At 73.1% G+C, this 16548-nt stretch carries 9 protein-coding genes; 4 read left to right on the top strand and 5 right to left on the bottom strand.

Annotated features, from left to right (window positions below):
- Positions 1–73 precede the first annotated feature (73 nt).
- The 3 genes from ACFVWW_RS17510 to ACFVWW_RS17520 all read right to left on the bottom strand — a co-directional run bounded on the left by ACFVWW_RS17510 (position 74) and on the right by ACFVWW_RS17520 (position 6951).
- Positions 74–3364, bottom strand: coding sequence for a tetratricopeptide repeat protein (locus tag ACFVWW_RS17510; RefSeq protein WP_386878662.1), 3291 nt, complete (start codon positions 3362–3364; stop codon positions 74–76).
- 40 nt (positions 3365–3404) lie between these two features.
- Positions 3405–6023 carry a bifunctional FO biosynthesis protein CofGH gene (locus ACFVWW_RS17515; RefSeq protein WP_386878710.1) on the bottom strand — a complete coding sequence of 873 codons (2619 nt, stop codon included), beginning with the start codon at positions 6021–6023 and terminating at the stop codon, positions 3405–3407.
- Positions 6024–6123: 100 nt separating this feature from the next.
- A complete protein-coding gene (locus ACFVWW_RS17520) occupies positions 6124–6951 on the bottom strand; it encodes an LLM class F420-dependent oxidoreductase (protein ID WP_384178922.1) in 828 nt (275 codons plus the stop codon).
- Positions 6952–7207: 256 nt separating this feature from the next.
- Between ACFVWW_RS17520 and ACFVWW_RS17525 the strand changes: the two genes are divergently transcribed.
- From ACFVWW_RS17525 to ACFVWW_RS17535, 3 genes are all read left to right on the top strand, one after another.
- Complete coding sequence (locus ACFVWW_RS17525; protein WP_386878661.1) at positions 7208–8758, top strand: CehA/McbA family metallohydrolase; 1551 nt, start codon at positions 7208–7210, stop codon at positions 8756–8758.
- A gap of 181 nt (positions 8759–8939) precedes the next feature.
- Complete coding sequence (locus ACFVWW_RS17530) at positions 8940–11891, top strand: BTAD domain-containing putative transcriptional regulator (protein ID WP_384178918.1); 2952 nt, start codon at positions 8940–8942, stop codon at positions 11889–11891.
- A gap of 199 nt (positions 11892–12090) precedes the next feature.
- Positions 12091–12261, top strand: coding sequence for a sigma-like protein (locus ACFVWW_RS17535; RefSeq protein WP_384178916.1), 171 nt, complete (start codon positions 12091–12093; stop codon positions 12259–12261).
- A 166-nt stretch (positions 12262–12427) separates the two neighbouring features.
- On the opposite strand, the gene ACFVWW_RS17540 is transcribed toward ACFVWW_RS17535, so the two are convergent.
- The gene (locus ACFVWW_RS17540) at positions 12428–12970 is read right to left on the bottom strand and encodes a hypothetical protein (protein ID WP_384332202.1); all 543 of its coding nucleotides are present in this window, start codon (positions 12968–12970) and stop codon (positions 12428–12430) included.
- Between the two features lie 182 nt (positions 12971–13152).
- On the opposite strand from ACFVWW_RS17540, the gene ACFVWW_RS17545 reads away from it, so the two are divergent.
- Complete coding sequence (locus tag ACFVWW_RS17545; protein ID WP_386878660.1) at positions 13153–14004, top strand: hypothetical protein; 852 nt, start codon at positions 13153–13155, stop codon at positions 14002–14004.
- Positions 14005–14021: 17 nt separating this feature from the next.
- Here the strand turns inward: ACFVWW_RS17545 and ACFVWW_RS17550 are convergent, their stop codons facing one another.
- Positions 14022–16451 (bottom strand): PQQ-binding-like beta-propeller repeat protein, encoded by a 2430-nt coding sequence (locus ACFVWW_RS17550; RefSeq protein ID WP_384178910.1) that lies wholly within the window; start codon positions 16449–16451, stop codon positions 14022–14024.
- Between the last annotated feature and the right edge of the window lie 97 nt (positions 16452–16548).

Genomic DNA, 16548 nt, shown 5'->3' on the forward strand with positions numbered 1-16548 from the left:
ACGCCCGGCAGGTCGGTTTTGGCTCGTGCGAAACACCGCCAGACGTGCTAGGTCCTGTCCGACCGGACAGGACCTAGGCCCAGCGCGCGGCCATGGCGTCGCGGGCGGCGACGACGCGGGCCAGGCGGGGGCGGAGGCGGGCCGTGTCGACGCCCGGGGCACCCAGCAGTTCGTCAAGAGAGCAGACCACATCCGCGAGGTCGTTCCAATGGAGCCGCACGGCGAGCAGCACGCCGAGCCCGGCGTCCAGCCGGCGCCAGTCGGCATGGACGGCCGCGCTCAGCACGGCCCCGTAGGCGCGTACGTCGTCCGGCAGATCCCTGGCGGGCATCCGGAGATCCAGCTCCCGCCACACCGGGCGGCCGGCGCGCACACCCTCCGTCACGGTCACCGTCATCGCCCGCTCGAAGGCTCCGCTCAGCGGATCGGAGGCGCTCAGCCGGTCGGCCATCGCGCGCGCCGCGCCCCACTGTCCGGTACGGCGCAGCGCTTCGCACCGCAGCGCGAGCTCGTCATTCGTGCCGGACGTCAGCCGCTCCACCGACCGGAGGGCCTCGTCGGGGCGGCCCAGGAGCAAGTGCGCCTCTGCGGCCGTGCGATGAGCGAGGTCCGCGCCCGCTTCCAGGACGGCGCACCGGTCGAGGTAGCCGAACACCTGGTCCAGCTGTCCCATGGCCAGTGCCGTTCTGGCCCGCTGGTCGTACCCCCAGGCGTACTGCGGATCGAGCTCCAGGGCGCGGTCCAGATCCGCGACCGACTCCCGGTAGTGGTGCAGTTCGCGGTGGATGATGCCGCGCAGGACGAGCGCCGCGGCACCGTCGGGCACGTCGTCCAGCGCCCGGTCGAGATCGCCGAGGGCTTCCTCGTAACGCCCGGCGAGAGTCCGGGTCTCGCCCCGTGCGATCAGCAGCGCGCTGTCCGGCTGGATCTCGACGGCACGGTCGAGGTCGGCCAGCGCGCCGGGCAGGTTGTCGAGGTTCCGGTGCACGTAGGAGCGCTGCGCCAGCGCCCAGACGTAGTCGGGATCCCGGGCGAGGGCGCCGTCGAGGTCGGTGAGCGCGTCCGTCGGCCGGCCCAGCCTGTACCGGACGGCTCCCCGGCCGGCGAGGGCCGAGGTATGGCCGGGGCTGAGCTCCAGGGCGCGGCTGAGTTCCCGGTCCGCGTCCTCGTACCGCCCCGCCAGTCGGTACGCCTCGCCCCGCTCGGAAGCGATCCAGGCGCTGCCGGGCACGATCTCCGCCGCCCGGTCCAGGTCGGCGAAGCACCGGGCGGGTTCGTCCATGGTGCGCAGCAGCCGGGATCTGCGGACCAGTGCCCACAGATACTCCCCGCTCAGCTCCAGGGCCCGGTCGAAATCGGCGAGTGCCTCCGTCCGCCGTCCCAGTGCGTGCAGCGTGACGGCGCGGTACGCCAGGAACTCCGCCGACGTCGGGGCGAGCGTGATTGCGCGGTCCAGCACGGCGGCGGACTCCTCGTACCGGCCGGCGAGCCACAGCGCGTAGCCGTACGAGCCGAGGATCCGCGGGGTGTCCGGAGCCAGCTCGTCCGCCCGCCGCAGGTCGGCCAGCGCCGCCGGGTGATCACCACGCCGCCGGTGGGTCACCCCGCGCCCGTAGTGGGCCAGGCAGTGCCCCGGGTCGAGTGCCAGGGCGCGGTCGTAATCGGCGAGCGCCGACTGGAGATCCCCCGCGTTGCGCAGGTCGCGGCCGCGCACCGCGTGCGCCGCCGCGCGGCCCGCCGGGTCCAGGCCCGGCCGGTCGAGGAGCACCCCCAGCGCGGCCCGCACCCCATCGTCGTCGTCGCCGAGCGCCGCGCCCAGCCGCCGCCCCCAGTCCCTCAGCTCCTTCTCGTCCGTGTCCTCGCCCGCCTCAGCCAGCACCTGGGCGCAGCGGCGTGCCGCCGCCACCCCCTCGCGGCACCCCTCGACAACGTCCCGCAGCGCCCCGGCGAGCGCGGCGCGCGGCCCGGCGCACAGCGCGTGGTACGTCTCCTCGAACCGCAGCGCGCGCCAATCGGCGCTCTCCCAGACGTCGTCGGCGCGCAGGCCCGTCTCGGCCCGCGCGCGCCAGCGGGCGAAGCACCCGGCGAGCGCGGCCTGCCGCTCGCTCCAGCCGTGCGGGGAGCGGGTCCGCTGCAACCGCAGCATCGGGGCGCGCACCACGTCGTGGTAGCGGACCCCCGCGTCCTTGCGGGTGGCGAAGGGCAGGGCGCGCAGCCAGTCGTACAGCCCCGCCGCGTCCTCCGGTACGACGGCGCGGAAGATGTCCTCGTCCAGCCGGCGTGGCAGGGCGCAGGCGAGGGCCGCGGCCCGCCGTACCGGGTCCTGCTCCCACTTGAGGAAGCGCTCGACGGCGGTGGTGCTGGGATCGCCGACGTCCGCGGGGTCCGTCGGCTGGTTCTCGGCGAGGGTGGAGACCAGGACGGGCAGGCCGCCGGAGAGCCGCAGGACCTCCTCGACAACGGATTCGTCCGTGACGTCCTTCGCCGCGAGCAGCCTGCGCGCCTCCGGTTCGGTGAACGGTTCCAGCGGCAGGTCGGCCATGAAGTCCGCGAAACCGCCCCAGCGTGCCGCGTCGAACGGACGCTGCCCCGCGAGGGTCACGACGACCTGGGCGGGCAGCGCCCCGTACCGCTCGGTCGTCATCAGGTCGCGCAGCCAGGGGTCGAGGAAGGGCGCGGTGCGTTCGTACGTGTCGAAGAAGAGGACGATCCAGGGCGCGTCGCGTGCGGCCTCGGCCAGCTCGGTGACCAGGACGGGGGTGAGCACCCGGTCGGGTGCCAGGACCAGCTGCACGTCCTCCTGATTGCGGAACCGCGCGCTCAGCGTGGCCCGTAACCGGTCGGCGCCCGAGGCGAGTTGGGTGGCGTCGAGCGCTCCGGCGAAGGCCCCGACGACCGGGACCAGGCCCAGGCCGATCACGCCCGCCGTGGCCGCGGCCGTGCTCCCGGCCGACGGCCGCGGGGGCTCCTGCGCCGCGGGGTCGGCGAGCGAGGCCGACTCCGCTTCGTGGCGGCGCTGCCGGTAGGTCGCGAGCAGCCGGTCCAGCTGCTTGAGTGGGTGGCCCTGCCGGGCGAACTGTTCGGCGATCGACGCCAGCGCCTCCGGGACACTGCTCACGGACTCGTCGAGGTACGCCGTCAGGGCGCCGCGTTCCCGCGCCGCCTGGTCCAGTTCGCGGACGAGGAACGTCTTGCCCACGCCCGCGTTGCCGTGGACATGGAACAGGAAGCGGTGCCGTTCGTCGTCCGGCGGGAGGTCGAAGTTGGCGCGGAAGGCGCCGAGTTCGTCACGGCGGCCGATGAACCCGCTTCTCCGGCGCCGCCGGATCAGCTCGGCCATCGACGGCTGGTGCGCTGGTGCCACGTGCTGCCCCTCCCCGCTCACTCAACTCCGTCCGGCCCACTCAGTCCGGCAGCAGCGGCAGCAGCTCGGGCAGTTGGCCGTCGGACGCCGCCGCCGCCCGTACGCGCTCCTCAGGGACCTCGCCGTACAGGGTCGTACGCGGCTTCGCCGGGCGGCCCGCCGCGTCCGCGATGGCGACCAGGTCCTTCACCGAGCGGTACGACCCGTAACTGGAGCCCGCCATCCGGGAGATGGTCTCCTCCATCAGCGTGCCCCCGAGGTCGTTCGCGCCGGAGCGGAGCATCTCGGCCGCGCCCTCCGTGCCGAGCTTGACCCAGCTCGTCTGGATATTGGTGATGTGGGGGTGCAGAAGGAGCCTGGCCATCGCCATCACCGCGCGGTTGTCGCGGTCCGTCGGGCCCGGGCGGGCGATGCCGGCCAGATAGACCGGGGCGTTGGTGTGGATGAAGGGGAGCGTCACGAACTCGGTGAAGCCGCCCGTCTCCTGCTGGATGCGGGCGAGCGTCCGGAAGTGGCCGAGCCAGTGGCGCGGCTGGTCGACATGGCCGTACATCATCGTGGAGCTGGACCTGATGCCCAGTTCGTGGGCGGTCTTCACGACCTCGATCCAGGTCGCCGTCGGCAGCTTGCCCTTGGTGAGGACCCAGCGCACCTCGTCGTCGAGGATCTCCGCCGCCGTGCCCGGGATCGAGTCGAGCCCGGCCTCCTTGGCCGCCGTCAGCCACTCGCGGATCGACAGACCCGTGCGGGAGGCGCCGTTGACGACCTCCATCGGGGAGAAGGCGTGCACATGCATGCCCGGGACGCGTTCCTTCACGGCGCGCGCGATGTCGAAGTACGCGGTGCCCGGCAGGTCCGGGTGGATGCCGCCCTGCATGCAGACCTCGACGGCGCCCACCTCCCACGCCTGCTGGGCCCGGTCCGCGACCTGGTCCAGCGACAGGGTGTACGCGTCGGCGTCCGTACGGCGCTGCGCGAAGGCGCAGAACCGGCAGCCAGTGTAGCAGACGTTGGTGAAGTTGATATTGCGCGTGACGATGTACGTGACGTCGTCGCCGACCACATCGCGTCGCAGCTCGTCGGCGATCCGGGTCAGCGCGTCCAGCGCGGGTCCGTCCGCGTGGAGCAGGGCCAGCGCCTCGCCGTCGGTCAGCTTCGTCGGGTCGTCGGCGGCCTGCTTCAGCGCCGTCCGTACGTCGGTGTCGATGCGCTCGGGCACCATGCCGGGCGCCGCGGCCTCGCGCAGCGCCTCCCAGTCGCCGTACACCTCGTCGAAGTCGTCGCGGCGGTCGGCGGTGCGGCCCTCGGTGTCGATCGTGCGGTGCAGATCCGTCCGTCCGGTGGCGGTGAAGCCCTCGTCCGGCTCCTGCCACGGCAGTCCCGACGGCCGTACGTCGCGCGCGAGTCCCGTGTCCGGGTCCGCCAGCGCCCGTACGTGCGGCATCAGGCGCGGGTCGAGCCACGGCTCGCCGCGCTGGATGAACTCCGGGTAGATGGTGAGCCGTTCGCGCAGCTCGAAGCCGGACTCAGCGGTCCGCGCGGCGAGTTCGTCGATGTGCGGCCAGGGCCGCTCAGGGTTCACATGGTCGGGGGTCAGCGGCGAGACACCGCCCCAGTCGTCGATGCCGGCGCCGATGAGCAGGGCGTACTCGGCGTCGACGAGGTTGGGCGGGGCCTGGATACGGGCCGAGGGGCCGAGGATGTGCCGGGCCACGGCGATGGCCGCCGCCAGCTCCTCCAGCTCGGCGTCCGGCATACCGCGCATGGCGGTGTCCGGCTTGGCGCGGAAGTTCTGGACGATGACTTCCTGGAGGCCGTGATAGGCGCGGGCCGTCCTGCGCAGTTCGAAGAGGGAGTCGGCGCGCTCCTCGTACGACTCCCCGATGCCGATCAACACGCCCGAGGTGAAGGGGACGTTGGAGCGGCCCGCGTCCTCCAGCACCCGCAGCCGTACGGCGGGCTCCTTGTCCGGGGAGCCGTAGTGCGGTCCGCCGGGCTCGGACCACAGCCGGGTGGCGGTGGTCTCCAGCATCATGCCCATGCTCGGCGCGACCGGCTTGAGCCGCTGGAGATCGGTCCAGGACAGCACGCCGGGGTTGAGGTGGGGCAGCAGCCCGGTCTCCTCAAGGACCCGGATCGCCATGGCCCGGACATACGCCAGGGTGTCGTCGTACCCCTCGGCCTCCAGCCACTCCCGGGCCTCGGGCCACCGGTCCTCGGGCCGGTCGCCGAGCGTGAACAGGGCTTCCTTGCAGCCCAGTTCCGCGCCCTGGCGGGCGATGTCCAGCACCTCGTCGGGGGACAGGAACATGCCGTGGCCGGCCCGGCGCAGCTTGCCGGGCACGGTGACGAAGGTGCAGTAGTGGCACTTGTCGCGGCACAGCCGCGTCAGCGGGATGAAGACCTTGCGGGAGTACGTGATGACTCCGGGCCGCCCGGCGGCCGCGAGCCCCGCGTCCCGCACCCGGGCGGCGGACGCGGCGAGGTCGGTGAGGTCGTCCCCGCGCGCCTGGAGCAGCACCGCGGCCTCGGCGACATCCAGCGCGACACCGTCCCTGGCCCGCTTCAGCGCACGCCGCATGGCGTTGGCGGTCGGTCCCTCGGTCGGTTGTCCGGTCGGTCGGGTCGCCGGTCGTCCTGTCCCGGGTTCCTCAGGCACGCGCGTCGTCATTCTTTGAGGATACGTTCGGCCCCACCTCCCGATCGGAGACGGGCGGCTTCCCGGGACGGGCCGCGGCGGCACATCACAGCCGGCCGGCTCAGAGGAAGGGCGCGAACCCGTCCAGCGCCCGCAGCACCTCCGCCTCACCGGCCGGCGGCAGCTGCAACACGACCTCTTCGATGCCCAGCTCCGCGTAGTGGGCCAGCTTGCCGGGGCTCGGCTGGACCGCGTACGGCACGATCTGGAGGGCGTCAGGATCCCGGCCCGCGTCCTTCCATGCGGTACGCAGCACCGGCACCGTCTCCGTGAGCCCCCGGCCGCCGATCGGCAGCCAGCCGTCCGCGTACTCGGCGATCTGCGCGAAGAGCTTCGGCCCTGCCGCGCCGCCGATCAGGGTGCGGGGCCTGCCCCGTACCGGCTTCGGGTACGCCTCACTGGCCCTGACCGACCCGAACTCCCCCTCGTACGGGGTGGGCTCCGCCGCCCAGAGCGCCCGCATCAGCGCCATCCGGTCCCGGGTCAGCGCGCGCCGTGAGGCCCACTCCACCCCGTGGTCCGCGGCTTCTTCCCTGTTCCAGCCGTAGCCGACGCCGAGCGTGAAGCGCCCGCCCGAGAGATGGTCCAGGGTCGCGATCCGCTTGGCGAGATCGATCGGGTCGTGCTGCGCGACGAGCGTGATGCCGGTGCCGAGCGCCAGCCGTTCCGTCACGGCGGCGGCCTGCCCGAGGGCCACGAAGGGGTCGAGCGTACGGCTGTACTCGCGCGGCAGCTCACCGCCGGCCGGGTAGGGCGTCGTCCGCTCGACCGGGATGTGGGTGTGCTCGGGGAGGTACAGACCGGCGAATCCCCGCTGCTCCAGCTCCCGCGCGAGCCGTACGGGCGTGATCGTCTCGTCGGTGAGGAAGATCGTGGTCGCGATCCGCATGCGTGGGAACCTCCGTCGTGGTGGGGCGCTCAAGAACTGGCGCTCGTGGCGTGTCTCTCGTATCGGGGCGCTCGTGGAGTGGCGGTCGTGGCGTGGCGGGCCCAACGTATTCCGTACGCGCGGCAATGTCCCGGCCGTCTGCCCGCTACCTGCCCACCCCCTTCCCTTGCGTGCTGGTTAACGGCTCAATACCAGAGTTCGAGTGCACGACTCATGTGACCACCTGTGTCCCCTCGGCACCCTGGGAGCCGCCTGCATGTGTAAGGACCACGCAGAGCACAACCAAGACCACGCCGCCACCGCGCTGGGCAGACGAGGACTCCTGGTGACGGGAGCCGCCGCCGCGCTTACGTTGAGTACCGTGAGCTTCGCGAACGCCGCGCCGGCCGCCGGAAGCCCGTCGGCCGGCGGCAGCGAACAGGCCAGAACCGTCCGCGGCACGCTGCCGCCCGGCTCCCCCGACTTCGTCTACCTGCCCTTCGAAGTACCGCGCGGCGTCAGCGAGATCCATGTCGCCTATACGTACGAGCGGCCCGCCGTCCCGGCCGGCACCCAGGGCAACGCCCTCGACATCGGCATCTTCGACGAGCGCGGTACGGCGCTGGGCGGCCGCGGCTTCCGCGGCTGGTCCGGCGGCGCCCGTACCGAGTTCTTCCTGCGCGCCGACGCGGCCACCCCCGGCTATCTCCCGGGACCGGTACGCGCGGGCACCTGGAGCATCGCCATCGCCCCGTACACCGTCGCACCGCAGGGCCTGGCGTACGAGGTCACCATCACGCTGCGCTTCGGCGACCCGGGCAAGACCCCCGCGCCGGTCTACCCGCCCGAGCGGGCCAAGGGGCGCGGCCGGGCCTGGTACCGCGGCGACTGCCACATCCACTCCGTCCACTCCGACGGCAGGCGCACCCCCGCCGAGATCGCCGCCCTCGCCCGCGCCGCCGGCCTCGACTTCATCAACACCAGCGAGCACAACACCAGCTCCGGGCACAGCGCCTGGGCGGGCCTGTGGGGCGACGACCTGCTGATCCTCACCGGCGAGGAGATCACCACCCGTAACGGCCATGTCCTGGCCGTCGGCACGGACGCCGGTACGTTCGTCGACTGGCGCTACCGCGCCCGCGACAACCGCTTCGGCCACTACGCCCGCGAGATCCGCCGCGCCGACGGCCTGGTGGTGCCCGCCCATCCGCACGCCACCTGCATCGGCTGCAACTGGAAGTTCGGCTTCGGCGACGCCGACGCGGTGGAGGTGTGGAACGGCCCGTACACCCCGGAGGACGAGATCTCCCTCGCCGACTGGGACAACACCCTGGTCTCGGCGGGCCGTTCGGGCCAGGCGTGGACCCCGGCGATGGGCAACAGCGACGCCCACCGCGACCCCGATCCCATCGGCACCCCGCAGACCGTCGTGCTGGCCGAGGACCTCACCCGCGAGGCGATCCTCGCCGGCATCCGCGCGGGCCACAGCTATGTCGCCGAGTCCGCGAAGGTCTCGCTGACGTTCGGCGCGTCCGGCGGCCGGGGCAGGCACGCGGGCATCGGCGACCGGCTGCGCGTCGACGCGGACGACCAGGTGACCGTTCGCCTGGAGGTCACCGGCGCCCCGGGCTGCACGGCCCACTTCGTCACCGACCAGGGCACGCTGCACACGGCCGCGCTCCCCGAGTCGGGCGCGGGCGCGGTGGAGTGGCGTACGACGGCCTCGTACGCGACCTACGTCCGCGCGGAGGTACGGCACGCCGCGACGGTGCCGGGACTGCCGGGGGCGCTGGCGGCGTTCACCAACCCGGTGTTCCTCGGGGAGTAGAGCGGGGCCCGGCCGGTGGACGGGGCTGCCCCGCACCGGCCGGGCCGACGGCGTTCCGTAACGCTTTCGGCCCCGGATCCTGTCGAGGGCTTGTGCAGACCATCACTCAGTGCTGACGCACCCACCTCCGACAAGGCAGACTGTCGGGGGCGATACCGGCATGAGCGGGGCAGGGGGAGCTATGGACCTTGACAGCGGGCCGCGGGTACCGGAGCAGCGGGCTGCGGCCGTTCCCGGCAACAGCGGCGCACTGCGCTTCAGTGTGCTCGGACCCGTTCGCGCCTGGCGCGGCGGTGACCCTCTGTCGTCAGGGTCTCCACAGCAACGCGCCGTGCTGGCCGCCCTGCTGCTGCGCGAAGGCCGTACGGCGACCGCCGGCGAACTCATCGACGCCCTCTGGGGCGACGATCCTCCTTCTCAGGCCCTCGCCGCCCTGCGGACGTACGCCTCCCGCCTGCGCAAGGTGCTCACCCCGGGCGTGCTGGTCAGCGAGTCCGGCGGCTACGCCCTGCGGACCGAGCCGAACGCCCTCGACCTCACCGTGGCCCAGGAGTTGGTCACCGACGCCGACAAGGCGCGCGCCGCCGGGGACCGTTCCCAGGCCCGCGCCCTGATCAGCAAGTCGCTCGGCCTGTGGGACGGCGAGGCGCTCGCCTCCGTACCCGGCCCTTACGCCGATACACAGCGCACCCGCCTGGAGGAGTGGCGTATCCAGCTCACCGAGACACGGCTCGATCTGGACCTGGAGCTGGGCTGCCACGCGGAAGCCGTCTCGGAGTTGACCGCTCTGACCGCCGCGCATCCGCTGCGCGAGCGGCTGCGGGAGCTGCTGATGCTGGCGCTGTACCGCAGCGGGCGGCAGGCCGAGGCGCTCGCCGTGTACGTGGACACGCGCCGGCTCCTCGCCGACGAACTGGGCGTCGACCCGCGCCCCGAGCTGGCGCGGCTCCAGCAGCGCATCCTGCGGGCGGACGAGGAGCTGGCGCGGCCGGTGGAGCTGCCGGCCCCGGTCCACGCCGTCACGCGGCCCGCGCAACTCCCCGCGACTGTGCCCGACTTCACCGGCCGCGCCTCCTTCGTACGGGAGCTGGGCGGCCGGCTCGCCGCCGCCGAGGGCTCCGTGATGGCGGTCTCCGCGCTCGCGGGGATCGGCGGCGTCGGCAAGACGACGCTGGCGGTGCATCTCGCGCACGAGGCGCGACCGCACTTCCCCGACGGCCAGTTGTACGTCGACCTCCAGGGCGCGGGCGCACGGGCGGCGGAGCCGGAGACGGTGCTCGGCGCGTTCCTGCGGGCGCTGGGTACGCCCGACACCGCGATCCCCGACTCGCTCGACGAACGGTCCGCGCTCTACCGCTCGTCGCTCGACGGCCGGCGCGTGCTCGTCCTGCTGGACAACGCGCGCGACGCCGCGCAGATCCGCCCGCTGCTGCCCGGTACGGCGGGGTGCGCGGCGCTGGTCACCAGCCGGGTCCGGATGGTCGATCTGGCGGGCGCGCATCTGGTCGACCTCGATGTGATGTCGCCGGAGGAGGCGCTCCAGCTCTTCACTCGTATAGTCGGCGAGGAGCGGGTCACCTCGGAGCGCACGGCGGCGCTCGATGTCGTCGCCGCGTGCGGTTTCCTCCCCCTGGCCATCCGTATCGCGGCGTCCCGCCTCGCGGCCCGCCGCACCTGGACGGTCTCGGTGCTGGCGGCGAAGCTCGCGGACGAGCGGCGCCGGCTGGACGAGCTCCAGGCGGGTGACCTCGCGGTCAAGGCGACGTTCGAACTGGGCTACGGCGCGCTGGAGCCGGCCCAGGCCCGCGCGTTCCGCCTGCTCGGCCTGGCGGACGGCCCTGACATGTCCCTGGCGGCGGCCGCCGCCGTCCTGGACCGCTCGCCCCACGAGACGGAAGACCTGCTGGAGTCGCTGGTCGACACGTCCCTGCTGGAGTCCGCGGCGCCGGGCCGCTACCGGTACCACGACCTGGTGCGGCTCTACGCCCGCGCCTGCGCCGAGCGTGACGAACAGACCCCGACCGAGCGGGAGTCGGCGCTGTCACGGCTGCTGGACTTCTATCTGGCGACGGCGGCGGGGGTGTACGCGATCGAGCGACCGGGCGACCGCCTGGTGGACAATCTGGAGCCGACGGCGTACGCGGGCCTGTCCTTCACCGACCGGCAGACCGCTCTGGACTGGTTCTACACCGAGGCGAATTGCCTGCTGGCCTGTGCGCGGCAGGCGTCGGGCGGGAGCCAGCTCCGCCGCGCCGTCGACCTGTTGTGGGCCGCGAAGGACCTCGCGGAGTCCGGTGCCAACTCCAAGCAGTACGAATCCGCCGCGCTGTCCGCGCGCGAGGCGGCGCACGCGATCGGCGACCATCGCGCCGAAGGACGCGCCAGGACCGCGCTCACCAACGTCTATCTGGTGGCGGGCCGTTACAGCGAGGCGGACGAGGAAGCCCGGCTCGCCACGCTGCTGGCCCGGTCGGCCCAGGACCCCGCGCCGATCCCGTGGGCCGACAACGACCGCGGAATCATCGCCTTCAACCAAGGGCGGCACGCGGAGGCGGAGTCGTACCTGCTCCGGGCGATCGAGGGCTCCCGCGCGCACGGGAACAGCCCGGGTGAGGCGAGCGCCCTGTGCAACCTCTCCCGTCTGCATCTCTCGCAGGGCCACACCGCCAAAGCCATCTCTCTCGCTCAGCAGGGCATCGACATATACGACCGCATGGGGCTCACGCTGCGGCTCGCGAACGCCCGGTACGCGCTGGGAGTCGCTCTCACCCAGGCCGGGAAGCACCGGGAGGCGCTGGACGAGCTCAACGAGGCGCTGACCAGCTTCGGCAAGAACCGGCAGCGCCTCTGGGAGGGGACGACCCTCTTCCGTATGGCCGAGGCCCATCTCTCGGCCAGGGGGCCGGCCCGCGCGGCCCAGCACGCCGAGCAGGCCCTCGCGTTCGGCTGCATCGGCGGCGACCGCATCCGTGCGAGCGTGCTGACCGTGCTGGGGAGGGCCTTGGAGGGTCTCGGCCAGACGGACCGCGCGCGTGTCTGCTGGCACGAGGCGCTGGTCCTGTACGAGGAGTGCGGAGCGCCGGAGGCGGATCAGGTGAGGGTGCTCCTCAGCCCCCCGCTGTCCGCGGCATGAGAGCCCGCGCCGGGGCGTTCATCGATTGTTTATGACCACCCGCCATGCTCGGGTGTATCGATCCGTCGCGTCGGGGGGCAAGCGGATCGCGGGGAGTCATCACTGTCCAAGTGAGCCTCCCGGTCCCTGCCCGGCGACGCTCGGGGGAGTCTCCGGGCAGGGGCCCGAACGCCATACCGCCAAGCCCAGGGGAGACGCCATGACCGCTGAGAACAACGAAGAGATCACCACGATGGGCGACAATCACACGCCCGCGCCGCCGGCGGACGGCACCCTGACCACTCAGGACAACCACACGCCCACGACGCCGGCGAAGGGAACCGCCACGACGCTGGGCGACAACCACACGCCGGCCCCGCCCAAGGACTGACCTCTCCGCACGGGGAACGGCCGCGGCGGCGCGGAGGGGGAGCCGTCGCGGCCGTGGCATGTCCGCAGCCAACTCCTTGCGGCGCGTGCGACCGGCTCACCGCGGCGGGCCGCGGCCGACTCCCCGGGTGGGGCCGGGACTCTCCCCCGGCCCCACCCGGGGGCGCTCAGCTCGCGAGCGACGCCGTCGCCTCGCAGTCGCGGACGCGCGACACGTCCTCCGGGTTGTTCATCGGCACCCTGACCGTCTGGGCCTCTCCGCCCGTCAGGGTGACGTCCACGTCGCCGTAGTCGGCGATCCCGCCCGTCGCGTCCATGAACGTCACGTCGACCTCGTAGGTGCCCGTCGCCCCCGGCTCCGCCTCCACCCGGACCGTCGCGTAGGTGACGGCCTTCTGCCTGCCCTTCGCCGTGCGCACGCAGCTGATGACCTGCGCCCCGGCACCGGGGGTCGCTGTGGGCGTCGGCTCGCCGTACGAGCCGTCCGACGAGCCGTCCGACGAGCTGTAGTCGTCGTCATCGGAGTCGTTGTAGCGCGAGCCCGAGTACGAGCCGTTGTCCTTCTCCGAGCTGGAGCAGCCACCGCCGCCGCCATCGCTGTCGCCGCTCGACCCGCCATGGCTGCCGCCCTTGCCGCCCTTCGAAAATCCCGTCAGGGCCAGTACCACCACGGCCAGTACGGCCGCGAACTTCAGACGTCGACGTATCAAAGCCGAGTCACTCCCCCGTTGTCCCCGTGGCTTCACGGGGATCGATGCCCATGAACCTGTCAATCGCGCGCGACACCCTAACAGCAGTCATCCGGGCCCCGGCCGTCGCATGGCGCGCTCCGGGCACGCGGCGTAGCGTCGGCAGCGCGGGGGGTTCCGTACAGCCAAGGAGGACGTCGGGGATGGTCCGCAACATCATCGGTTCGATCCTCGCCCTGGCGGGAGCGGCGGCCGCCGTCCTGAGCCCCTTCCATGCGTGGTTCGACGGCCGCCAGGGGCGCGACTACCGCATCGCCGATCTGTTCAACGGGCTCTCCGCCACCAGTTCGGGCGTCTTCGTCTCGCTCCTGCTGCCCTTCGTGTTCGCCGCCCTGGTCACGCTGACCGGGGTGCTGCTGCGCTCGCGGCCGCTGGTGTCGCTGGCCGGGCTGACCGTCCTCGGCTTCACCATCCTGTGGTTGGTGCGCCAAGGCCAGGCGGCGGGCGGCCTCAGTGTCGGCCGGGGCGGCGGGCTGGGCCTCGGTGTCGCGTACGCCTTCGGCGGCGGGTTCGTACTCCTCCTGGCCGCACTGGTGATGAGCGGCCGCCGGCGCCGCGAACGCCTCCCGCGGTACGAGGCGCCGCCACCGGGCCCGGTCATGGGCGGCCCGCCGGCGGACGAGGACTGGGGTCCGCACTACGGGTCCGATCCGTACGCGCCTGCCCCGTTCGGCTCACAGCAGTACGGCTCCCAGCAGTACGGGTCGCAGCAGTACGGGTCACAGCCGCAGGGCTCGTATCAGTACGGCTCCGAGCCGCACGGCGCGCACCCGTACGTAGCCCCGGCGGACGCCACCCCGCCGTACGGATTCCCGCAGTACGGCTCGCAGCAGGACTGGTCCCACCAGGAGGACGACACCCAGTCCTGGGGCATCAACCAGCCCTGGGACGACGACACCACACCCTCCGACAGCACCGACACCGACAGCAGCGGCACGGGCGCCGGCCGCGGCCCCGGCAGAGGCACCGGCAGCAACGGCACCCCGCGCCGCTGACCTCGCCAACAGGGGCGCTACCGCGAGCCGCGCCCCGTCGCCGTCCCCTTGACCGCGTCCAGCGCGTAGACACAGCGGTCCTTGCTGCACGCGTACACCACGCCCCGCCGCGCCACCGGCGAGCCCGTGATCTCGCCGCCCGTCGCCAGCTTCCAGCGCAGCTGGCCGCCGCTCGCGTCCAGCGTGTACAGCACATGGTCGGCCGAGCCGAAGTGGAGCCGGCCGTCGGCGACGACCGGGGCGCCGATGACCTCGCCGCCCGCCGCGAAGCGCCACTTGGGCGTGCCCGTCACCGCGTCCAGCGTGTACAGCGCGCTGCCGCTGCCGACATGGACATTGCCGTCGGCGACCAGCACCGGTTCGATCGACTGGCGGGACTCCGTCGCGATACGCCAGCGGTCCTTGCCGGTGGCGGCGTCGAGGGCGTACACCGTGCCGAGATAGTCGGCGAGGTAGACACCGCCGCCCGTCACGGCCGGTCCCGGCGCGAAGGCGGGCGGCGAGAGGAAGACCGCGGGCGCCTCGAAGTGCCAGCGCACATGGCCGCTCGCGATGTCCACGGACAGCACGCGCGGGCCCGCCGAGACATACAGCCGGCCGTCGGACGCGGGCCTCACCCGTACGGGCACACCGCCGCATGAGGCGCCGTCACCGATGGGATACGACCAGCGTTCGACGCCCGAGCGCGCGTCGAGTGCCACCAGCCGCGCGTCCTTCCAGACGTACACCGTGCCGTCGAAGATCTCGGGTCCTGCCTCCGGCGTCTCGAAGTCCGTCTGCGCCCCGGCGGTCTCCCACAGCTTCTCGCCGGTCGACGCCTCCCACGCCTGGACGCCGCCGCCGCGCGTGCCCGTGACGACCGTGCCGCGGTCGACCTTGAGGGAGTACACCCAGGCGTCGGTCTGGAGGCGCCAGCGCTCGCCGCCGTCCTTGGCGTCGAGGGCGTACAGCGTGGGCCCGTCGGAGGCGTGGATACGGCCGTCGGCGACGGCCATCGCCCACGCCACGTCCCTGGTCTTGAACTGACGGCGCCCGCTGCCCACGTCCAGCGCGTGCACCTCGAAGGAGGTGACGTACAGCAGATCGCCGTCGACCACGGGCGTGCCCCAGACGTCGTTGGACATCCGGAACCGCCAGGGCCGCCAGCGGGCCTGGGCGTCCGCCCCGTCGGGGGCCTGTGCGGGCGACGGCATGGGCGGGGTGGCCGGGGACGGTACGGCGCTGGTGAGCGCCTCCGTGCCGTTCAGCCCGGCCGGCGGGCGGATCCAGCCGGTAGCGGGACCTGCGTCGACGGAGATCATGGCCCGGGTGTCCGCGACCCGGAGGCCGGGACCGATCGGCACCGGCGAGCCGGGGAGGAGGACCGGGCCGCCCGGGGGCGCGAGCGGCGCCTCGGCCCTGTCGCCGTGCGGACCGGCGTGCCGGCCGGCCTGGGCTCCGCCTTCGGGGCGCCACGCGGCGTCCCAGTCGGGGGTGGCCCTGGGCGGCTGATGGGCGGGCTGCGGTGGTACGACGGCGGGCGCGGCGGGGCGCACGGCGGCCGGGATGACCCGGCCGCCGGCCCGCCGGCGCTCGATCATCGCGGTGGCGAGGTCCGGCAGCCAGGCCGAGGCCGTACCACTGTCGTCGCTGCCGGACGCGAAGAGATGCGGGGCCAGCTGGGCCTGCAGGTCGGCGGGCGAGGGCCGCAGCGTGGCGTCCATCTGCATGCAGGACTCGATGAGTGGTCTCAGCTCGTCCGGCAGCCCCTCCACGTCCGGACCCTCGCGCAGCAGCATGAAGACGGTCTCGACGGGGTTCGCGCCATGGTAGGGGGCGTGCCCGGTGGCGGCGAAGACGAGCGTCGAACCGAGCGAGAAGATGTCGCTGGCGCCCGTGACACTGCGCGAGTCCCGCGCCTGCTCGGGCGACATGTACGCGGGCGTGCCCACCGCGACATTGGTCATGGTCAGCCGGGTGTTGGAGACACCTGAGGCGATACCGAAGTCGATGACGCGCGGCCCGTCCTCCACCACCAGGACGTTCGACGGCTTCATGTCGCGGTGGACGAGACTGGCGCCGTGGATGGACTGGAGCGCCTCGGCGATGCCCGCCGCCAGCCAGCGCACCGCCTGGGCCGGCATCGGACCGCACTCGTTCACTATTTCCTCGAGCGAGGGGGCGGGCACATACGCCGTGGCCAGCCAGGGCACCGCCGCGCGGGGATCGGCGTCCACCACGGCCGCGGTGTAGAAACCGCTGACGGCGCGGGCGGCCTCCACCTCACGCGTGAAGCGGACCCGGAACAGCTGGTCCTCGGCAAGCTCGGTACGCACGGTCTTGATCGCCACCCGGCGGCCCGACGCCGACCGCGCGAGATAGACCAGCCCCATGCCGCCGGCTCCGAGCCGCCCCAGCACCTCGAAGGGGCCGATACGCCTCGGATCGTGCTGCGTCAGCTGCTCCACTTGCCTGCCACCTCCCCGTACGGGCCACAAAGGTACGGCCCCGTGCCGCCTGATTCTTCCTGCCGGAGGCATCGGTTGCGAACCCGGGGGCGGATCG

The sequence above is a fragment of the Streptomyces sp. NPDC058198 genome, from assembly GCF_042882605.1.
Lineage (GTDB): Bacteria > Actinomycetota > Actinomycetes > Streptomycetales > Streptomycetaceae > Streptomyces.